Origin of the sequence: Streptomyces sp. D2-8 (assembly GCF_023184515.1) — a bacterium.
Classification (GTDB): Bacteria; Actinomycetota; Actinomycetes; order Streptomycetales; family Streptomycetaceae; genus Streptomyces.
Genome location: NZ_JAAHBP010000018.1, coordinates 14,579 through 35,406 on the forward strand (window position 1 = coordinate 14,579; position 20,828 = coordinate 35,406).

Annotated in this window: 13 protein-coding genes and 4 pseudogenes; 8 read left to right on the forward strand and 9 right to left on the reverse strand. The window is 69.1% G+C overall.

Annotated elements, in window-relative coordinates; genetic code table 11:
• Positions 1-256: 256 nt before the first annotated feature.
• Complete coding sequence (locus G3I77_RS27310) at positions 257-487, reverse strand: hypothetical protein (RefSeq protein WP_248507975.1); 231 nt, start codon at positions 485-487, stop codon at positions 257-259.
• A gap of 543 nt (positions 488-1,030) precedes the next feature.
• On the opposite strand from G3I77_RS27310, the gene G3I77_RS27315 reads away from it, so the two are divergent.
• Positions 1,031-1,915: a hypothetical protein gene (locus tag G3I77_RS27315; RefSeq protein ID WP_248507976.1), complete on the forward strand. Its 885-nt coding sequence runs from the start codon at positions 1,031-1,033 to the stop codon at positions 1,913-1,915.
• Positions 1,916-1,980: 65 nt separating this feature from the next.
• Here the strand turns inward: G3I77_RS27315 and G3I77_RS27320 are convergent.
• Both G3I77_RS27320 and G3I77_RS27325 read right to left on the reverse strand, forming a co-directional pair.
• Positions 1,981-2,302: pseudogene (locus tag G3I77_RS27320) on the reverse strand (deaminase); the annotation flags it as partial.
• 314 nt (positions 2,303-2,616) lie between these two features.
• Positions 2,617-2,832: pseudogene (locus tag G3I77_RS27325) on the reverse strand (endo-1,4-beta-xylanase); the annotation flags it as partial.
• A gap of 678 nt (positions 2,833-3,510) precedes the next feature.
• On the opposite strand from G3I77_RS27325, the gene G3I77_RS27330 reads away from it, so the two are divergent.
• The 5 genes and pseudogenes from G3I77_RS27330 to G3I77_RS27355 all read left to right on the forward strand — a co-directional run bounded on the left by G3I77_RS27330 (position 3,511) and on the right by G3I77_RS27355 (position 8,870).
• The gene (locus G3I77_RS27330) at positions 3,511-4,140 is read left to right on the forward strand and encodes a TetR/AcrR family transcriptional regulator (protein WP_248507977.1); all 630 of its coding nucleotides are present in this window, start codon (positions 3,511-3,513) and stop codon (positions 4,138-4,140) included.
• Between the two features lie 252 nt (positions 4,141-4,392).
• Complete coding sequence (locus G3I77_RS27340; protein ID WP_248507978.1) at positions 4,393-5,115, forward strand: FadR/GntR family transcriptional regulator; 723 nt, start codon at positions 4,393-4,395, stop codon at positions 5,113-5,115.
• A 125-nt stretch (positions 5,116-5,240) separates the two neighbouring features.
• Complete coding sequence (locus tag G3I77_RS27345) at positions 5,241-6,587, forward strand: NAD(P)/FAD-dependent oxidoreductase (RefSeq protein WP_248507979.1); 1,347 nt, start codon at positions 5,241-5,243, stop codon at positions 6,585-6,587.
• Positions 6,584-7,462: an SDR family NAD(P)-dependent oxidoreductase gene (locus G3I77_RS27350; protein WP_248507980.1), complete on the forward strand. Its 879-nt coding sequence runs from the start codon at positions 6,584-6,586 to the stop codon at positions 7,460-7,462. Before G3I77_RS27345 ends, G3I77_RS27350 begins: the two co-directional genes overlap by 4 nt.
• Positions 7,459-8,870 (forward strand): annotated as a pseudogene (locus G3I77_RS27355) (aldehyde dehydrogenase family protein). Before G3I77_RS27350 ends, G3I77_RS27355 begins: the two are co-directional and overlap by 4 nt.
• A gap of 8 nt (positions 8,871-8,878) precedes the next feature.
• Here the strand turns inward: G3I77_RS27355 and G3I77_RS27360 are convergent.
• Positions 8,879-9,952, reverse strand: a complete 1,074-nt coding sequence (locus G3I77_RS27360; RefSeq protein WP_248507981.1) for an AraC family transcriptional regulator — start codon at positions 9,950-9,952, stop codon at positions 8,879-8,881.
• Between the two features lie 410 nt (positions 9,953-10,362).
• Between G3I77_RS27360 and G3I77_RS27365 the strand changes: the two genes are divergently transcribed.
• Positions 10,363-12,411 (forward strand): alpha-L-fucosidase, encoded by a 2,049-nt coding sequence (locus G3I77_RS27365; protein WP_248507982.1) that lies wholly within the window; start codon positions 10,363-10,365, stop codon positions 12,409-12,411.
• A 272-nt stretch (positions 12,412-12,683) separates the two neighbouring features.
• Here G3I77_RS27365 and G3I77_RS27370 read toward each other — a convergent pair whose 3' ends face one another.
• Positions 12,684-13,172: an FAD-dependent oxidoreductase gene (locus G3I77_RS27370; RefSeq protein ID WP_374386936.1), complete on the reverse strand. Its 489-nt coding sequence runs from the start codon at positions 13,170-13,172 to the stop codon at positions 12,684-12,686.
• Between the two features lie 197 nt (positions 13,173-13,369).
• Between G3I77_RS27370 and G3I77_RS27375 the strand changes: the two genes are divergently transcribed.
• Positions 13,370-15,568 carry an MMPL family transporter gene (locus G3I77_RS27375; RefSeq protein WP_248507983.1) on the forward strand — a complete coding sequence of 733 codons (2,199 nt, stop codon included), beginning with the start codon at positions 13,370-13,372 and terminating at the stop codon, positions 15,566-15,568.
• Positions 15,569-15,662: 94 nt separating this feature from the next.
• On the opposite strand, the pseudogene G3I77_RS27380 reads toward G3I77_RS27375, so the two are convergent.
• The 4 genes and pseudogenes from G3I77_RS27380 to G3I77_RS27395 form a co-directional block, all read right to left on the reverse strand.
• A pseudogene (locus tag G3I77_RS27380) lies at positions 15,663-16,362 on the reverse strand (FadR/GntR family transcriptional regulator).
• Between the two features lie 86 nt (positions 16,363-16,448).
• Complete coding sequence (locus tag G3I77_RS27385; RefSeq protein WP_248507984.1) at positions 16,449-17,492, reverse strand: ABC transporter permease; 1,044 nt, start codon at positions 17,490-17,492, stop codon at positions 16,449-16,451.
• A 2-nt stretch (positions 17,493-17,494) separates the two neighbouring features.
• Positions 17,495-19,108 carry a sugar ABC transporter ATP-binding protein gene (locus G3I77_RS27390; RefSeq protein WP_248507985.1) on the reverse strand — a complete coding sequence of 538 codons (1,614 nt, stop codon included), beginning with the start codon at positions 19,106-19,108 and terminating at the stop codon, positions 17,495-17,497.
• Positions 19,109-19,230: 122 nt separating this feature from the next.
• Positions 19,231-20,280 carry a sugar ABC transporter substrate-binding protein gene (locus G3I77_RS27395; RefSeq protein WP_248507986.1) on the reverse strand — a complete coding sequence of 350 codons (1,050 nt, stop codon included), beginning with the start codon at positions 20,278-20,280 and terminating at the stop codon, positions 19,231-19,233.
• Positions 20,281-20,828: the final 548 nt, after the last annotated feature.

The window sequence follows — 20,828 nt, forward strand, 5'->3', positions numbered from 1 at the left end:
GGGGTGCCATCTTGTGGGCTGTTTCGGCCACATCGGCGGGATGGGACGACCCTGGAAGCCGGCAGATGTGGGTATCGGGACTGCTCCTGGTGGTCTTCGTAGCTCTGCTGGCCATGACCTGCCTGTGGCTGAGGCGTCACCAGGCTGACCACTCGGATGAGCCCGTGCACCATGCCGCTCCGCGCAGGACGGCCTGGCGTCGCCACGCCAACGCCTGAGCGCGGGCGTTCGGCCTTCGGACCGTTCCGTTCCTCGCCTAGGACGTGTGATCGTCTCCCACCGGCCGGGTGGACTGCGACCGGTCGTACTCTTCCGGGCTCGGCCGGAAGTCGCCCGGCCGGTCGCGGCGGCGTTCCTCGTACCGCTGCGCGTAGGCGTCGACGGCCTGGTGAACCGTGCAGCCCAATGTCTCGTGGATCGTAGCGATCGCGGCGATGCTCCTGTGCGCCAGGATGTCGTGGTCCACGCTCGCGGGCAGTCGGTCCATGAGGGTGAGACTACCGGGCGGACGTGGTCGGCCATCAGGTGAGCGGAACGGGGTGGCGACCGAGCACGCTCGCTCGCCACGATGTCCGCATCTTGACGTGATCACTCCGCCGTTCGAGGACGGTTCGGTTCGTTGCGCGTGTGAGAACCCCCGGCGTCGGGAGAGGCGGGATTACGCTCCGTGTCCCAGGAGGTGGGACATGCGTAGACGAATGAGGCGCCTACTGGCCGGCGCCGGTGTCCTGGCGAGCGTCATTCTGCTCGCCTCGTGCAAGGGCTCGTCCGATCCCAGTCGCGATTCTTCCCCCACGCCGTCGCAGTCGGAAACGGCACCTTCGGAAACCGAGACGCCCCCCACCACCGCAACGACCCTGGGCAATCCGACCCCCACTACCGGGCCTGCCGACACGACGGCGGACCCCGGCAGAACGTCCATCCCTCCGCCCCCGCCTCCGCCCACCCGTACGCGCAGGGCTACCCCAGGGCCTTCGCTGGCCCCCTCCGAGACGGTGGTACCGGATTCGCCGCCGGCTCCTGAGGTCACATGACGGAGCCGCGGGGCAAGCCCGGCGCCGGCACCGTCACTCCCGAGCAAGAGGAACGAGGACTGGCCGACGCGGCGACGCTGGGCAAGGCCGTCGTGGCGCAGGCATCCTTCATCGCCGCCCTGATGTTCTACCTGGGCGCGATCTACACCAGCGCCTACTACGCCTACTACCACGTCTCGCTGAGCCTCCTCGGATTCGGCTTCGCCCAGCTGGTGCTGCAGAGCCTCCATCTGCTGCGGTACGAGGTCCTGATCGTGGTGGTCGTCGCCCTGCTCGCCATCGAGGCGTCAAGGAACCCCGGGCGCCTGCGCCTTCCCCGCTCGCTGAGGCGCGGCCTGCGTGCGGGATGGAAACTGCTGGCGCAGTGGCACCTTGTAGTCGTCGCTGCCGGGCTGGCGCTGCTGGTGATGTGGCCGTACGTCCAGCCCTATGCGTGGACGGCTCCCCTCACGATTGCCTTGGGGCTCCTCCTGGGGCAGAGCCGCACGGCTCAAGGCGACCAGCCGCGGCAGCGTGGCAGCAGATCCGTGATGATCCTCGCGGCCGCAGCCTTCCTGTTCTGGACGGTCACTCAGGCCGCCTGGCAGTTGGGCGATCACGACGCACGGACACGTGCGCGCGAGGTCGTGAGCTGGACAGGCGTCGTCGTCCACAGCACCGAGCGCCTTACCTTCCCCACCCAGTCGGTAGCGGAGGAAGACTTCAACACAGGATGGCGACACCGCTACCGCTACACCGGCCTACGACTGCTCCTGGAACGCGACGGCCGCTACCTCGTCGTGCCGATGGACTGGGACGCGGACAAGGACCCCATCTACGTGGTGCTGGAAGACGCGAACACGTGGATCGGCCTCACTCCTGGCGAGCAGCTCCCTGTCTGAGCCTGCGAGTTCCGGGGGCCGGCCAGAAGTCCGTACGGGTCAGTGGAGGGTGGGTCGGTAGACGAGCTCTCACCGCTCACGACGGTTGCGTTCGGCCAGTCCAGGGGGGTCTTCCAGCGTCGTCGACACGACCGTTGTCGGCAGGCTCCTCATCCGCGTCACTCATGGGTCGCGCACGTCGGATTCCTCAGTGCTCGAGGCCAGCATCTGTGCGAAGGCCCGATAGGTGTGGGCCCCGAAGACCATCCGCTGCTCCCCTCCGTATTGGGCGAGGCGGTGGTCCAGCAACTCGGGTCCTTGCTTACCCCAGTAGCCGGTCCAGTTGGCGCTGGCGGCGCCGTAGCCGTCGAGGCTGGAGAAGACGTCGAAGGTGTAGGTGGCGGTCATGCCGTTCTCCTTGCATGGGGTTGATCGTCGCACCCATATGGACCCAGCACGATCCCGGAATTCATCGCCGGGCCCGCCGGACATGGCCTTCAACCGCCCGGACGGCGGAAGTCACGCGGAGCACCTGCGCAGCTCGCTCCACTCCGCCGCCCGTCCTCATCAATGTTGGACTGCCGCCTATTCAGTTGCAGACGGGTCTCACAGCTCGGCACTGTGCGTGCAAGCCTGGTTTCGCATCACCTCCAAGAGAAGCGGGAGGGCAGCGCGGCGGCGGACCCGGGCGAACGGGAGCCGGCCGGCTGGGCGTCGGCAGTCTCGGCGTCGGCCCGCTTCGCCGCGGCCGTGCGGAAGGCCTGCTCGATGAAGCCGTCGCCCAGCAGGTTCTGGAACACCGAGGGGCGGTGCTGGCCGCTGCCGCCGTCGGCGAAGGCCTCGGTCACCACGTCCCAGGAGTGGTGTGGCCGCACGCGCTGACCGCGGGCCGTCGCCCGGTTCACGATCTGGTCGGCGGGGCCGAACGTGAACGAACCGCCGGCGGCTGCGGCCAGCGCTCGACGGCGTCCCATGTCTTGATGAGGGCATGACATATCCATGTCGGTCTCCTTGTGTGGCCGAGCCGTTGCTGGTGGGCGCTGTGACTCGGCGAGTCTCACGGCCGAGGAGGGGGGCGCTGTGCTGACGTGCTGTGTGTGGGGGCGTGCTTCGTCTCGCGATAGCGCAGCGGCCGGGCCCGTCCATCTCGGCCGGACCCGTCCATCTCGTTCGGGATGTCGGACCACTGCCGACACATCGAGCAACCTGAAGGATCAAAGGCTGGAGAGGCCCGTCAATACCTCTCGCATGATTCGCTTTTCACTTCGAAATGTTTCGCTCCGCCTGAGCGCTCCGAGTGGTCGGGCGCCGATCGCGTCTCAGGGGTGTCAGGTGCTTGATCCATGCCTTCGCGGTGATGAAACACTGCGGTCCGTTCCTCCGTGACCCTTCCGAGGGCCGTGTTGATGCAGGCTGCGGAGCGTTTCCCGGATCGCGCCAGCTCGTCCGCGGCTCAAATGGGACCGGCGTGCGCGGGATCCGTCGACAGGTCCGTGGCGCCACCCTGTGGTGTCGTGGACCGCAGCCGATGAATCGAAAGATGCTGCCAGTTGCCCCTTGCATCAGGCCTTGGTCGCCCAACTTGATCGATAGACTGAGTCGATATACTCGGGTTCATGGCTCACGTTTCCGCGGCTGAGCGCCGCCCCCAGCTCATCAAAGCGGCCATCGACCTCATGGCCCGGGAGGGTGTCGCGGCCGGAAGTACCCGGGCCATCGCGGCCGAGCTCGGCGTGGCGCAGGCCACCGTTCACTACACCTTCGGCACGAAGGAGGAGCTGTACCGCGCCGTCATGGAAAGGCTCACCGCAGACCTGATCGCGCAGGTCGAGCAGGCCACCCCCGAGCAGGCGGGATTCGAGGAGACCATCGGCGCTCTGGCCGCTGCCCTGTGGCAGACCGTGCGCGAGCAGCCTGCCAGCCACCAGTTGCTGACGGAACTCCTGATGTTCGCGTTGCGCACACCCTCTCTTGTCGAAGCACGGCAAGCCCACTACCGCGACGTGACCAAGGTGGCGGCGAGGATCGTGGCCGAGGCGGCCGAGCGAACGGGACAGGCGCTCGTCCAGCCCGGGGAGACCATCGCTCGTTACTTCCTCGCCGGATTCGACGGCCTCGTGATGCAGCACCTTTCCCTGCCCGACGAAGAGGCCGAGCAGATCTGCCTGCGAGCCCTCGTCTCCGCGGTGCTGGCGCTCGCCGACGGCCGGCTGGAGCCCACCGCGATTCCCGCCGAGGCGAGCTGACCGCGAGACCGTCCCCGGCACAGCGCAGGCCCGCCGGCACCGAGGTGGCGGCGGGGTGGCTCCACCGCAACTGCGACCTGGCCACCCGACTATGATCGACATCACCCCTGGGTATGCGGCATCCCGAGCAGGTGACAAGGAACGTAGAACTCCATCGCCGGCACGTCCCCGATGGCCTCTGGGGTGATCTTCGCACCCAGGACCCGGTCAGGTCGGACGTGCCCGCGAGAACGGTCACGGAAGGAGTTCGCGTTGTCTTTGACGGACAAGGCCATCGAGCAGATCCGTGAGCTGATCCGCACCGGCGCCCTTCCTCCCGGCTCGAAGCTCCCTCCGGAGGCGGACCTGGCCGCACAGCTGGGCCTCTCCCGGAACCTGGCCCGTGAAGCGGTCAAGGCACTGGCCGTGGCGCGAGTCCTGGAGGTCCGGCGGGGCGACGGCACCTATGTGACCAGCCTGCAGCCGAGCCTGCTGCTGGAGGGGCTCGGCGGGGCCGTGGAGCTGATGCAGGGCGACTCGGCCGCCCTGCTGGACCTCATGGAGACACGAAGGCTCCTCGAACCGGTCGCGACGGCGCTTGCCGCCACTCGGATCTCCGACGCTCAACTGGCTGAAGTGAAGCGGCACCTGGATGCCATGCGTGAGGCCCGTGACGACGTCGAACGGCTCAACGCTCATGACGCCGCCTTCCACCGGGCCGTCATCTCGGCCACGGGCAACGAAACGCTCCTCACCCTCCTGGAAGGGATCTCCGGCCGCACCCTGCGGGCCCGCATCTGGCGGGGCCTGGTCGACGACAAGGCCGCGGGCCGCACGCTCGCAGAGCACGAGGCGATCTTCAACGCGCTGTCCACCCGTGACTCCGCCCTCAGCCAGGCCGCAGCCCTGCTTCACGTGAGCAACACCGAGCATTGGCTGAGGGAGTACCTGACCTCAGGCGAAGCCCCACTCTTTGGAACGACAGCGCGCGCGTGAGGCGGCGGGTGCCCCCACGCGGCCGCTGATGTCCGGTCCGTGGCCGCGCGGGTCAGTTCTCGCCGGATGCCCGGTGAATACGTTTCCTCCAAGCCCGTGAAGCGGGATGAACGAGGAGGCAGGCCGTGCAGGAAAGCCAGTTTGATACGTGCGTGATCGGGGCGGGACCCGCCGGGCTGGCGGTCGCCAGAGCCCTCGCGGAGCGGAATCTGCCGTACACCCACCTGGAGCGGCACACCGGGCCCGGCGGCATCTGGGACATCGACAGTCCCGGCAGCCCGATGTACGAGTCGGCCCACTTCATTTCCAGCAGGACACTCTCGGGGTTCGGCGGTTTCCCGATGCCCGACCACTTCGCGGACTATCCGCCGCACCGGCAGATCCTGTCGTATCTGACGTCCTTCGCCGATGCCTACGGGCTCACCGACCGCATCGAGTTCGGCGTAGAGGTCGACGGTGTCGAGAAGAACGCGGACGGCACCTGGACGGTCACGCGGGCCGACGGGCGGGAGAGCGTGCATGGGCAGGTCGTCGTGTGCACGGGCTCGCAGTGGCACCCCAACATCCCCGAACTGCCGGGGGAGTTCAGCGGAGAAGTGCGGCACACCGTCGGCTATCGCAGCGCGGAGGAGCTGCGGGGCAAGCGCGTCCTGGTCGTCGGCGCCGGGAACTCCGGCTGCGACATAGCCTGCGACGCGGCCCGGAGCGCGGACCATGCGGTGATCAGCATGCGGCGCGGGTACTGGTTCATCCCCAAGCACCTCTTCGGCCGGCCGGTGGACACCATCGCCAACAGCGGCCCGCACCTGCCGATGTGGCTGGCGCAGCGGGTCTTCGGCGGCCTCCTCCGGATCATCAACGGCGACCCGACGCGGCTGGGGCTGCCGAAGCCGGACCACAAGCTGTTCGAGACCCACCCGGCCATCAACTCGTTGCTGATCCACCACCTCCAGCACGGCGACATCACCGCCAAGCCCGGGATCTCCCGCGCCGAGGGCAGGACCGTGCACTTCACCGATGGCACGAGCGACGACTTCGATCTCGTCCTGCTGGCCACCGGCTACGTCCACAAAGTGCCGGTCGCGCAGCGGTACTTCGGCGACGAGCAGCACCCGGACCTGTACCTGTCGTCGTTCTCGCGCGAGCACGAGGGCCTGTTCGGCATCGGCTTCGTCGAGACCAACTCCGGTGCGTACCAGCTCTTCGACGCCCAGGCGCAGCTGATCGCCGGGTACCTTCACGACGCGCGGCACCGGCTGCCGAACGCGGAGCGCTTCGCCCGCATGATCCGCACCGACCGGCCGGATCTGTCCGGCGGGCTGAAGTTCGTCGACTCGCCCCGTCACACCGGCTACGTCGACAGCGGGGCCTTCGTGAAGTACCTGGGCAAGGTCGCGGGACAGCTGGGCTGGAGTACCGAGGGCCGACCGCCGCGGGTACGGCCCTCGCGACCCGCGGAGGCGACGGCATGAGCGGGTTCGACTTCACCGGCAAAGTCATCCTGGTGACCGGCGGCGCGGGCGGCATCGGGAGCGCGCTGTGCCGCCGCTTCGCCTCCGGCGGCGCCCACTGCATCGTCGTCGATATCGACGGGTCCCGCGCCATGAACGTGGCCGCGGACCTTCCGGGCGCCGGGCACAAGGGCATCGGATGCGACCTGCTGGAGCGCGCCAAGGTGGAGCGGCTGTTCGAGGTGGTCGCCGAAGACCACGGTCGCCTCGACGTACTGGTCAACAACGTGGGCATGACCAGCGCGGAACGCTTCGACGTCCGCAGTGTCGAGAGCATCGAGCGGGAGATCACCCTCAATCTCACCTCACCTCTGGTCGCGACCCGGATCGCCATTCCCCTTCTCATGGCTTCCCGGGACCCCCGAGTGGTCACCACGGTCTCCCTCGGCGGGATCTTCCCGCTGGGCGAGACGCCGATCTACACCGCTTCCAAGTTCGGGCTGCGTGGCGCGATGCTGGCAATCGGGCTCGACCTGCGGAGCAAGGGCATTCTGGCCGGTTCGGTGCTCCCGTCGGCGACCGACACCCGGATGCTGCGTCAGGAGGCCGTGGACGGCGGGAACTCCCTGCAGTTCCAGGACCGGCCCCAGCAGCCCGCCGACGTCGTCGCGGCCGTGGTGAGCCTACTGGACAAGCCCCGGCTGGAGGCCTACCCCCGGGCCGGTGAGTCCCGTCTGGTGCGGTTCGCGATGCTCGCGCCGAACCTGCTGCCCCGGGTCTTCCCGCTGTTCCGCAAGCGCGGTGACCGCGGCATGGCCCGCTATCTGGAGGAACTCCGCGGGCGCGGACTCGCCCGCCGGACCGACGGGCGCTGGGAGCTGGTGGAGGAAGCATGACCACGAACGAGATGCTGCAGGTCGTCAACCCCGCCACCGGTGAGCCCCTCACCACCCTGCCCGCCGCGAGCGCCGACGACGTCGCCACGGCCGCCGAGCGGGCCCGGCAGGTCCACGACACCGGGGTGTGGTCGCGGCTGCCGGTCCGCGAGCGCGGCGCGGTGCTGCTCCGGCTGGCCGGCCTCATGGAACGCGACGCGGAGATCCTCGCCCGGCTGGACAGCGAGGACGCGGGCAAGCCGGTCACGGAGTGCCGTACGGGTGACGTACCGGGCGCGATCGAGTCGATCCGCTGGTTCGCCGATGCGGCCGACAAGCTCTTCGGCCGCATCGCGCCGAGCGGGCATGAAGGCCTCGGTCTCATGAGCCGCGAACCGGTCGGGGTCGTCGCGGCGATCCTGCCGTGGAACTACCCGCTCGCCATGACCGCATGGAAGGTCGGACCGGCCCTGGCCGCAGGCAACTGTCTGCTGGTCAAGCCCGCGGAGGCGACCCCGCGCTCGGCCCTGCACCTGGCCGCGCTCGCCGCCGAGGCCGGCTGCCCGGCGGGGTGCTCACCGTGCTGCCCGGGTACGGCCGGGAAGCCGGCGCGGCCCTCGCCCGTAACCCCCAGGTAGGAACGCTGTCCTTCACCGGGTCCACCGCGACCGGCCGCCGCATCCTCAAGGACGCCGCCGAGAGCAACTTCAAGCGCGTCTCGCTGGAGATGGGCGGCAAGAGCCCCCAGGTGCTGATGGCCGACGCGCTGTCCTACGGCGACGAACTCATCGACAACATGATCGAGGCCGCGTTCCTGACCATGGGGCAGAACTGCACGGCCGGCTCCCGGGTTCTGGTGCACCGCAGTATCGCCGAGGAGGTCCTGGAGAGGTTCACGGCCGCGGCTAGGGAACTCGTCATCGGCGATCCGGCCGACCCGCGCACGCAGATGGGGCCGCTCATCGACCACACCGCCTTCGACCGGGTCGCGGGAGTCGTGGAAGCCGCCCGGGCCGGCGGGGCCCAGATCCACACCGGGGGACTGCCCCACGGGTTGCCTCCGCGCGGCGCCTACTACCCGCCCACCGTGATCACCCGAGCCCCCGACGACAGCGACGTCCTCACCAAGGAGTTGTTCGGCCCCGTCGTCACCGTCCAGACCTTCACCTGCGAGGACGAGGCGGTACGCAGGGCCAACGCCACCGAGTACGGGCTCGCCGCCTCGGTCTGGACCCGCGACCTCGACACCGCGCTGCGGCTGGCCCGCGGCATCGAGGCCGGCGTGGTCTCCGTCAACGCCTACAGCGAGGGCGACATCACCACCCCCTTCGGCGGCTGGAAGCAGTCCGGATTCGGTGGCGTGGAGAAGTCCACCGATGCCTTCGATCAATGGACCCGGGAGAAGACGATCTGGATCCGCACCCGCTGACCTCGCCCTCAGAGGCGATCCGAACGAATCCGCTCCCGCAGGCGGCCGGGGGAGGCGCCGTGCCAGCGGTGTACCGCGCGACGCAGCGCGCGTTCGTCGGAGAAGCCCGCCCGGCGGGCGATGTCGCGCAGTGTCATTTCCGGGCGCAGCAACAGCTGCTCGACACGTTCCCGGCGCACTCCCTCGACGAGTGCCTCGTACGTCGTGCCGCAGTCGGCCAGACGACGGCGCAGCGTCCGCTCGCTCGTCGCGTACCGTCGCGCCTGCTCGCCGAACGACGGCACCACCGGGAGGCTCTGCGCGACGGAGACCTCCAGGACCTCCAGCAGATCCTGCTGATCACGGCGGGAAGACATCTGCGCGTCGAGCATCTCCAGCGTCGACGCGTAGCTCACCGAATCCCGGCCGGGCATCGGGGTACGGGCCCACGCGCCGTCGATGACCATGCGGTTCGCGGGGGCAGCGAAGCGGACCGGACAGCGGAACAGCGCCTCGTGGAGGTCGAGTCGGCGCGGTGGCGGACACGAGAACTCCACCGCCCGTGGCGCGAAGGCCCGGTCGACGGCCAACCGGGACAGGGTGACCACGGACGCGAACGCCTCCTCGCTCAGGAAGGAGGCCACGGCCGGGTCCATGGCGGGATCGGGAAGATCGGCGCGCAGCTCGAAGGCGTCGTCCTGCTCACCCGCACAGGCCGACCACACCACCATCGCCCCGGACAGGTTCTGGTATTTCACCCCGGTCTCGATGGCGTGCTGAAGCGTGTCGTCGGCCATCAGGGCGAAGCCGAGCAGCCCCCATGCGGTCAGGTGCTGCGCCGCGCCGACCTTCAGCCCCAGGTGCTCGTCCCCGGTGAGCTCCAGCGCCCGACGGATCACCGCGCTGCCCTGCCGGTACGACACCCGCAGCGCGGCGGAGCGCATGACCGTCTCGTCCAGTCCCATCTGCTGCAGCAGGGGGCGCAGATCGACGCCGCGCTCGTCGGCGACCACGACGAGACAGCGCAGGATGTTCGGCTGGATCGTCGCCGACGTGCTGCGGCTGGTGCCGGGAGGGTCTGCCGGGCCGGGGGCAAGGGACATCGCACTCACCTTCTGCTGGGTGGCCACCGTAGGCACCGGACGCCATCGGTCGCATGCTCTGGCCGCCGGAGCCCCCTGTACGACCCCTGGTGTCCTGAGCCAGTCCTCTGCGCATGGCTACGTATTCAGTGTGTGCACGCCCTTCCGGCGGATCGACCCGCTTATAGATCCGATGTGTAGGGAATCCTCGTCGGCGTAGCCGCCCCTCAGGCTCTCGTCACCTTCGAGAATGCTCCAGAGAATCGCTTCTGTCAGGGACTTCTATCCCACCCCTAGACGTGGCTGCCACCTCGCCCATATACATACATCCGATGTCTCTCTTCGACTCTGCGCGGAACAGAGTGCTCAGGCCGGAGTTCCGCTCCCAACTCCCCGCCCTCCCTCCCCCCTTGACACATGGAGTCGCACCCATGTCCTCAGCTCCCCTCAGCAGACGCTCTCTGATGAAGGCCGCCGCCCTTGCCGGAGGAGTGGCGGCCTTCGGGCTGCCGCAGGTCTTGTGGCCTTCCACCGCCGAGGCGTACACCGTCCCCTCGAAGCTGGACTGGTGGTACCAGGCGCGGTTCGGGATGTTCATCCACTACGGGTCGTACTCGCAGCTCGGCCAGGGCGAGTGGGCGTTCACCACCCAGCAGTGGAGCAAGGCGAACTACCAGACCCAGGTCACCCAGAACTTCAACCCGAGCCAGTTCAACGCCTCCCAGATCGCCGAGCTGGCCAAGAACGCCGGCATGAAGTACCTCGTGATCACCGCCAAGCACCACGAGGGCTACGCGATGTGGGACTCCAACGTCGCGGGCTTCACCGACACCACCGGCACCAAGCAGTACAACCTGCGCGACTTCAACGGCATCCAGAGCGACCCGCTCATGAGCCTCAAGACCGAGTGCGAGAGCCGCGGGATCAGGTTCGGCCTGTACTACTCGATCCTCGACTGGAGCCACCCTTCCCAGACCGATCGCCACGACAACGGCCTCACGACGATGTCGTCGCAGGCCGCCCGCACGGGCTACATCGCCGACATGAAGGCGCAGCTTCAGGAACTGCTGGACCGCTACGACCCGGCGGTGCTGTGGTTCGACGGCGACTGGTTCGGCGAGCCCTCCAGCCCCACCCTCGAGAACTGGTGGCTGGAATCGGACGGCGTCGACCTCTACAACTGGCTGATCGCCCGCAAGCCCGGCCTCATCGTCAACGAGCGGGTCAAGCGGGGTCACCGTCTCGGTGACTACACGGTCGCGGAGTTCGGGATACCCGACGAGCCGCTGGGCCGGCCGTGGGAGCGGTGCGTCACCATGAACGACGCATGGGGCTACAACGCGGCGAAGGAGAACTCCTACCGATCCGTCAAGGACATCGTCCAGGAGCTCGTCACGGTTGTCTCCCGGGACGGCAACCTCCTGCTGAACATCGGCCCCAAGGGCGATGGCTCGGTCACAGCGGGATCCCAGACCGTCCTGAACGGCCTGGCCTCATGGATGTCGACGCACAGCGACAGCATTTACGGCACCAGCGGCAGCCCGTTCGCCGGCGAACCCGCATGGGGGAAGGTCACCAAGAAGAGCGGCAAGCTCTTCGCCCATGTCTTCACCTGGCCCACGAACGGCCAGCTGCGGATCCCGAGGGTCGACAACACGATCAACCGCGTCCATCTGCTGAACAACCCCTCGGTCTCGCTCTCGTACACCGTCACCGACCAGATCAATGTCTCCGTGCCGGCCACCGCGCCGAACGTCACCCTCCCCGTGGTGTGCGTCGAGGTCCAGGGCATGCCCACGAGGGTCTCACCGTCGGTGTTCCAGAACGTCGACTACCAAGGCACCCGCGGCGTTCTGCAACTGGGCAGCTACACTTCCTCCCAGCTGTCCGCCGCCGGTCTGGGGCCCGCGATGGCCTCCTCCATCCTGGTGCCCAACGGCTACCGCGTGACGGGCTACTCCGGTGACAACTTCACCGGCACCGCCTGGACGTTCACCTCGAACGCCGCCGACCTCCGGGCGACCGGCAACAATGACGCCATCGCCTCGCTGAAGGTGACGTTCAACCCGGCCACGTACTTCCGCCTGGGCAACGTCACCAGCGGCCTGGTGCTGGACAGCGGCGGCAGCTTCTCCAGCGGCTCGAACCTGAAGCAGTGGGAGCCGATAGACCACCCCAATGTCCAGTGGCAGGCGATCGACCTCGGAAACGGCTACTACCGGCTCGTCAACCGCGGCAACGGCATGGCCGCCGACGGCTGGGGCGCCACCAACAACGGCGACCCGGTCCGGCAGGCTCCCTGGAACGGCGGCACCAACCAGCAGTGGCAGATCACCGACCGCGGTCAGGGCCGGTACTCGATCCGCAACCGCAGCACGGGGCTGGCCCTCGACGGCGGCGGCATGGTCTCCGAAGGGGCCGTGGCCAAGCAGTGGACGTGGCAGGACAGCACCAACCTGCTGTGGACGTTCGGGGCTTGACCGGAGGTCCGTGCCCGGCGTCGAGGACGCGGCCGGACGGCGGGACCGTCTGTCGACCGTGGCGGCCCGCACCTGCCGTCTGCGAGCGCGGCCCTCTCGGCCGCGCTCGTCCGCCCCGGCGGCATGGCCACCGCCCGGGCGACGGTCGGTTCCGCACAGATAAGCCCTGCTGCCGCCGAAAAGCCGTCCCGCCGCTCGACGACCACCGGACGGACACACGGCGATCCGGGCGTAGGCGTCGAGCGCGATCGGTTTGAGCCGGGCGAAGACGCTCACGTCGGGCCGACCGACAGCTCACATTCGGCCGCCTCGCCCGTCAGTGGCCTTCCCGGGGCGCCGACCGCGGTCAGCCTGCTCGTCGAGGAGAGCGCGGCCGAGGCGCCCCGATCCTTGGCGATGCGAGCCAGGGCGATGCGCATGTCCGGCAGGGCGAGCAGGTCGGGCGGGGTGTGGCCGGAGAAGTGCTTGGCCTTGCCGTCGTGGACATAGAGGGTCTCGCGGGGGACGACGGCCTGGTAGGTGCCCACGCCCACTTCCTGGGCCAGTGCCAGGATGTGGTCCTGGGTGGGGCCGACGAACTGCCTTCCGATCTCCGTGACGTGGCCGTCGCCGAGGTCGTGGTCGAGCAGCCGGCCGCCGACCCGGTCACGGGCTTCGAGGACGGCCACTGACGTGCCCGCCGCGACGAGCTCCAGGGCCGCGGTCAGCCCGGCCGGCCCCGCACCGATCACCATGACGTCCGTGGTCCGCCTGCTGCTCATGATCATTCTTTGTCACTCGACAAGATCGTGCGGTCATGTCGTCCGACTGGATTTCTCGGGTGAGGAGAAATCGCTGTTCAGAGGTGTCTTGACTGAGGTGTGACCTAAGTTATTCGATCGACAAGGCCAAGTGACTTGAGCGACTGATAAAGTCGGCCGCTCAAACCGATCCCCTCACCGACTCCAGGGAGTTAGCCATGGCCGTCCTGCTCCATCGGCTGGGCCGCAGTGCCTACCGCCACCGCAAGCTGGTGCTGGGCATCTGGCTCGTGGTCCTCGCCGCGCTCGTCACGTGCGTCAGCGTCTTCGGCGCCAAGCTCGACGACCGCTTCACCGTGCCGGGCACTGAGTCACAACGGGCGCTGGACACGCTCGGCACGACACTGCCCGAGGCCTCCGGAGCGGACGCCCAGATCGTCTTCACCGCACCCGAGGGCCATCGCGTCACCGAGAAGTCCTACGGGACGGTCATCGCCCGATTCGAGTCGGCGGCCGCGAAGGCGCCCCAGGTCGGTACCGTCATAGGCCCGGGCGCCTCCGGCGCCGTGTCAGCCGACCGGACCACGGCGATCGTGCAGGTGCAGTACTCGCAGCAGCGGGCAGAGGTGCGCGCCTCATCGCTGGACGCGATCGAGCAGGCGGCCGAGGCGGCGGAGCGGAGCGGGCTCAAGACCTTCGTGGGCGGGAGTGTCTTCGGCAGCAACGGTGTCCACATCGGCCCGTCGGAGATCATCGGTGTCGTCGTCGCCTTGGTCGTCCTCGTCGTCACGTTCGGCTCGCTGCTCGCCGCCGGCATGTCGCTGCTGCCGGCCCTGCTCGGTGTGGCGGTCGGACTGACCGGGCTGCTCGCCCTCTCCCCGGCGGTAGGCATCTCCTCCACGGCGGTCACCCTCGCGCTGATGCTGGGCCTGGCCGTCGGCATCGACTACGTCCTGTTCATCCTCTCCCGCCACCGCCAGCAACTCGCCCGTGGCATGGACCCCCAGGAGTCCATGGCGCTGGCCAACGGAACAGCCGGCAGCGCGGTGGTCTTCGCCGGCAGCACCGTGATCATCGCCTTGGCCGCACTCGGTGTCATCGGCATCCCGTTCCTGACCACGATGGGTCTCGGTGCCGCAGGAGCCGTCCTCGTCGCCGTCCTGGCCGCGATCACCCTGCTCCCGGCCATCGCCGGATTCGCCGGTGCCCGGCTGACTCCCCAGCGCGGCGGCAAGGCGGCACAGCGAGCGGCCGGCCCCGACGCGTCCACCGGACGGGCCGCCCTGGGCGCCCGCTGGGTGAAGACGGCCGTCGCCAGGCCTTGGCTGACCCTTCTGGGCGTCGTGGGCATCCTCACCGCGCTCGCCCTCCCGGCGGCAGACCTGCGCCTCGCCCTGCCGGACAACGGTTCGGCCCCGGTCAGCTCCACCGAGCGCAAGGCCTACGACGTGGTCAGCGACAAGTTCGGCCCCGGCTTCAACGGCCCGCTCCTGGTGCTGACCGAGACCGGCGACAACTCCGGTGCACAGGCGGGTGCTCAGGCCGCACAGAGGCTGGCGGCTCTCAAGGGAGTCAAGGCGGTGCTGCCGCCGCAGCCCACCCGCGACCGCGCGCAGAGCGTCATCCAGGTCGTCCCCGAGACCGGTCCCGACAGCGCCCGCACCGACCGACTCGTCCGCGACATCCGAGCCGCCGCGCCGGGCATCCATGAGGCCACCGGAGCCTCCGTCGCGGTCACCGGAACCACCGCCGTCAACATCGATGTCTCCAACCGGCTCAGCGACTCCCTGCTGCCGTTCATCGCGATCGTGGTCGGTCTCAGCCTGATCCTGCTGACCATGGTGTTCCGCTCGCTGGTCATCCCGCTCAAGGCCGCCGTCGGATTCCTGCTGTCGGTGGCCGCCTCGCTCGGCACGGTCGTCGCCCTGTTCCAGTGGGGCTGGCTGGCGGACACCTTCGGCCTGGCCCACACCGGTCCCGTCGTCAGTTTCCTGCCGATCATCCTGATCGGCGTGCTCTTCGGACTCGCCATGGACTACGAGGTGTTCCTGGTCTCAGGCATGCGGGAGGAATGGGTCCACACCGGCAGGGCACGCCGGTCCGTGACCGAAGGCGCGCGGCACAGCGTGCGGGTCGTCACCGCGGCGGCCCTGATCATGTTCACCGTCTTCGCCGGGTTCTTCCCCCTCGACGACGCCCTGATCAAGCCCATCGCCTTCGCGCTGGCCGTCGGCGTGGCCATCGACGCCTTCGCCGTCCGCCTGACCCTCGTACCGGCAGTCCTCGCCCTCGCCGGACGACACGCCTGGTGGCTGCCCGCCTGGCTGGGCCGTGTCCTGCCCGATCTCGACGTCGAGGGCACGTCTCTCCAGAAGACCCCCGCGGCGCAGCCCAAGGAGCCTGAGCGAGTCTCCTGACCGGATGGACCGTGACCGAAATGGCCCGCCGCCACCCGGTCGGGGCATGGGAGGGGGAAACCGGATGGCGGCGGGGGCGGAGGGAAGGGCGAGGTCAGTCGTCGATCGCTCGCAGCGGGTCATCGGTCAGACTCGTGGAAAGCCACTGCTCCACGGCCGTGATGTGGACGGTCGCCGCAGCGGCGGCGAGCAGCGTCGCGTGACTGCAGCGCGCTGAGGATCTGCTCGTGGTCCTCGTGAGCGTTGTTCAGGGCGTCCCTGGTCTGGCTGCCGCGGACGATGCGGACACGCTGGGTGCGGGTGGAGAGCACTTGCAGCAGCATCGACAGCACGGGGTTGCCGACCGCTTCGACGATCCTGAGGTGGAAGGCGATGTCGTGGGCGACGAACTCCTCCACGGTGGCGACGGTCCGAGACCGCTTGAGGATGTTGCGCAGTTCCCTGAGGTCCTCCGGCTTGAGCAGCGCGGCCGCCAGCCCCGTCGCCTGCGGTTCGAGCAGGCGTCGCACTTGGAGCAACTGCAGAGCCGTGTGGCCATGGGAGACGTCGGCGGCGAAGGAGAGGCTCTCCAGCAGGAGGTGGGGCTCCAGGCTGGAGACGTATGTGCCGTCGCCCTGACGGGTGATCAGGATGCGCATGGCGGTCAGCGCCCGGACGGCCTCACGCAGGGAGTTCCGGGACAGGCCGAGCTGTCCGGCGAGGATCTCCTCCTTGGGCAGCCGGGAGCCGGGCGCGAGTTCCCCGGCGACGATCATCGCCTTGATCTTGTCGATCGCCTCGTCCGTCAGTGCCACGAGGGTGCCTCTCTGAGTGGGGGACGCGCCGGCCGGCGACTTTGCCCGGCCCGACGCGGACCGGCGGAGCCGCTCGCGGTGCGGGGCTATTCCTGCTTCTCGCCGGAGGCGAACCGGGAGATGATCAAAGCGACGATGATGATGGCCCCGTTGAGGAACTGGTTCCACAGCGCCGGCACTCCCGCCAGGGTCATGACGTTCACGACCAGTTGGAGGGTGAGGACGCCGGTGAGGGCGCCGAACACCGAGCCCTTGCCGCCGTTGAGGCTGACCCCGCCGATGACGGTCGCGGCGAAGACCTGGAAGATCCAGCCGCTGCCCTGGGTGGCGGAGATGGAGCCGTAGTGGCCGCTGTAGAGAATCCCGGCGAACGCGGCGAGGACGCTGCCGATGATGAGGACGCTCCACACGATGCGGTCGACGCGGATGCCCGCGGTACGGGCCGCCTCCGCGTTGCCGCCGATCGCGTACAGCGCCCGGCCGTGACGCAGCCAGGCCAGTGCACTGCCGCCGAGGGCGAAGAGCACGGCGCACACCCAGATGGCCGCGGGTACACCCAGCCAGGACGCCTTGCCCAAGTAGGTGAAGGAGGAGGGCAGCTCGACGATCGACTGGCCCTCGGAGAGGGCGACCTGGAGGCCTCGGAGCATGGTCAGGGCGCCGAGGGTGACGATGAAGCCGTTGAGGCGCAGCTTGAGGATGAGGAAGCCGTTGACGGCACCGATCACCACGCCGACCAGCAGACAGAGGGGTATCGCCGTCCACTCGGGAAAGAGACCGAGCCCGTTGAACCGGCCGCCGCTGCTCGGCAGGACGAGCCACACGGCGATGACGGGAGCCACACCGATGGTGGACTCGAGTGACAGGTCCATCCGTCGGGCGACCAGGATGAAGGTCGTGGCGAGCACCAGCAGGCTCAGTTCGGTGGACTGCTGGGCCACACCGATGAGGTTGTCGGCGGTCAGGAAGGCCGGCGAGACGATGAACCCGATCAGGCCGAGGAAGAGGATCGCCGGGACCAGGGACAGTTCACGGAAGCGCCCGAAATCGACCCGGCGGCGCGTGGCGTCCACGGCGACCGGCTCGGCCTTGCTCACTGCGGGGTCGGTGAGATCTGTGGTGGCGGACATGACTACCTTCCGTGCTCGTCTGCGCCGTTGGAGGCGGGTACGGCGGATGCGGGGGACGCGGTGGCGGGGGCCGTCGCGCCGCCGACGCCCTCGATGGCGGCGACGAGGACCTCGTCCTTCCAGCCGCGCTCGAACTCGGCGACCAGGCGCCCGTGGAACATGACGACGACCCGGTCACAGACCTTCAGGTCGTCCAGTTCGTCGGAGACGATCAGCGCGGCCTTGCCGCCGTCCGCGACCTGCCGGATGCGTCCCAGGAGGAATTCCTTGGACTTGACGTCCACCCCGTTGGTGGGGCGGATGGCCACCAGGACGTGCGGATCGGTGGCCAGGGCACGGGCGACGACGACCTTCTGCTGGTTGCCGCCCGAGAGGGCCGAGACCGGCGTCGCGGCTCCCGGGGTCTTGATGTCGAGGTCCCGGATCATGCGCCCGGCGAACGCCCTGGTGCGGGCCGGCAGCACCGTGCCGAACGGACCGAGCTGGTCGGTGACGGTGAGCGTCGCGTTCTCCGCCACGCTGCGGTTGTGCACCAGCCCCTGGAGGTGGCGGTCCTCGGGAACCAGACCGACGCCGACGGTGAGCGCGGACGGCACACTGCCGGTGCGCACCCTCCTGCCGCCGACCGTGATCCGGCCGTCCGTGGCACGGTGCAGACCGGCGATCGCCTCACCCACCTGGACATTGCCGCTCGCGGTGGCGCCGGCGAGCCCGACGACCTCACCGGAGCGGACCGAGAGGGAGATGTCCGTACAGACGCCGGGCAGCGTCAGGCCGTCGACCGCCAGCAGTTCCGGGGCATCCGCCCGTGCGGCCGGAGACCGGCCGGCGGTGGCGGTGACCGTGGAGGCCGACTCGCCCGTCATGGCCTCCACCAGTGCCTGGTGGCCGAGTTCGGCGACGGGCGCGGTCAGGATGTGGGCCGCGTCGCGGTAGACCGTGACCGTGGTGCACAGGTCGTACACCTCTTGCAGGTGGTGCGAGATGAAGAGGAAGGCGACGCCCTGACGCTGGAGGTCGCGGAGCTTGTCGAACAGCCGGTCGATGCCGCGGGCGTCGAGTTTGGCGGTCGGCTCGTCGAGGATGATGAAGCGTGCGCCGAACGACAGGGCCCGGGCGATCTCGACGAACTGCCGTTGCTCGACGGTGAGGTCCTTGGCCCGCGCGGTCGCGTCGACGGCCACGCCGTACTCGCCGAGCAACTCCTCGGCACGCCGGCGCAGTTGCTTCCAGCGGATGGGCCGCACCGCCCCGGCGCTCTGCCGGTTCAGGAAGAGGTTCTCGGCGACGGTCAGGTCACCGATGGTGGTGGAGTGCTGATAGACGCAGGCCACGCGTGAGCGCCAGGCGTCGATGTCGCCGAAGGCGGGGGCCGGTTCGCCGGAGAAGCGCAGGGTGCCGGTGCCGGGTGGCAGGAGGCCGGTGAGGATGGACACGAGCGTCGACTTGCCGGCGCCGTTGCGGCCGACCAGGGCGTGCGCCTCGCCGGGGGCGACGGTGATACAGGCGTCGCGCAGCGCGACGGTCGCGCCGAATCGTTTGCTGATGCCGGTCGCCTCGGCCACAGGGGCCGGGGTGCCGGGGCCGGTCGCCGGGGCGGTCGCGGTGTCCGCCATGGTGGATACCGTCCTTCGTGTACGGAGGCTGGAGCCGAGGGGCGCGGGGGCTACCCGCGTCGGCGGGGCGTCAGGGGCGGGGGATGTGCGCCCCCGACACGGCGGGCGGGAGGTGCGGGTCGTCAGCCGACGTTGTTGCCCCACAGGGTCTTGTCGTCCACGTTGTCCTTGGTCACCAGCGGAGCCGCGAGCTGGTCCTCGAGGCCGTTGGGCAGCTTGATGATGGTGGAGTCGTGGTCGGTCTCGCCCGGCTTGAAGGTCTTGCCCTCGGCCGCGGCCTTGGCGTAGTACAGCGCGTACTTGGCGTACAGGTCCGCGGGCTGGGAGACGGTGGCGTCGATCTGACCCTTGCGGATGGCCTCGAACTCCTGGGGGATGCCGTCGTTGGAGACGATCGAGATGTGCCCCTTCCGGCCGGCGGGCTTCAGCAGACCCTTCTGCTCGAGGAGGGCCAGGGTCGGCTGGAGGAAGGCACCGCCGGCCTGCATGTAGATGCCGTTCAGGTCGGGGTGCTGGGCCAGCAGGCTCTGCAGCTTGGCGGAGGCCACGTCGCCCTTCCACTCGGTGGGCAGCTCGAAGACCTTGATCTTCGGGAACTTCTCCTTCATGCAGGCGGCGAACGCCTCGGAGCGGTCCCGGCCGTTGATGGAGTCCAGGGAGCCCTGGAACTCGGCGACCTTGCCCTTGCCGCCCAGCTGCTTCCCGAGGAACTCGCAGGCCTTGGTGCCGTACGCCCGGTTGTCGGCGCGCACGACCATGTAGACGTCGCCCTTGTCGGGCCGGGTGTCGACGCTGACCACGGGGATCTTCTTCGACGCGAGGGTGTCGAGGGTGGAGGCGATGGCCCCGGTGTCCTGCGGAGCGATGACCACGGCCTTGGCCCCGGTGTTCTGGAACACCTGCACGTTGGCGACCAGCTTGGTGACGTCGTTCTGCGAGTTGCTGATCGGCAGCGCTTTGATGCCTTCGGACTTGACGTCCTTCTTCAGGTACTCGGCGTAGGAGTTCCAGAAGTCGGAGTCGGAGCGCGGCAGGTCGATGCCGATGGCGGGCTTGTCGCCGCCCGAGGCGGCCGAGTCCGTGCCTTCGCGGTTGCACGCGGTGGCGAGGGCCAGTACCGCGAGGACGGCGGTGGCGGCTGCTGCGGTGGAGCGGGTGCGAGCGAGGTTCATGGCCGTGTTCTCTCCTTAGCCAGGGGCACTGGGCCGCAGGGCAACGGTGGGGAGGGCGTCCCTGCCTGCGGGGGAGGTGCGAGGTCGCCGGACGGGCAGTTGCCGATCCGGCGCGGAAACGCGCGGATCATGCCCTGAGGGGTGGGTGTGAGGGTGAGCCGGGGACCGAGCATGCGGAGATGGGGCGACCGCATCCTTGTGAGCCGAAGGGGCGCACTGGAAGGTGCAAACCATTCCTCCGATGTATCTCGGACGTCGAGGACGTTACGACGGCGTTGACGACGTTGACAAGAGTTCGCCGCCAGAGATTTGCGGGACATCAGGCCGTAGGACGCCCCGGCGCCGCCCCGACCTCGCGACTTCGCACCGGTACCTGCTGCGACCTGCAAAGTTCCGGTCCTCGTACGTGACGGGCGAGGCGCTGCGGCTGCTCACGATTCGACAACGCAGCCGCCTGGGCCGGCTGAGGGAGGGGCGGGAATGGGCGCCCGGCGGAGCCGCGTCTCCCTCGGGCAACCGGGGAATGCCTGTCCGTATCGCTCTCACCA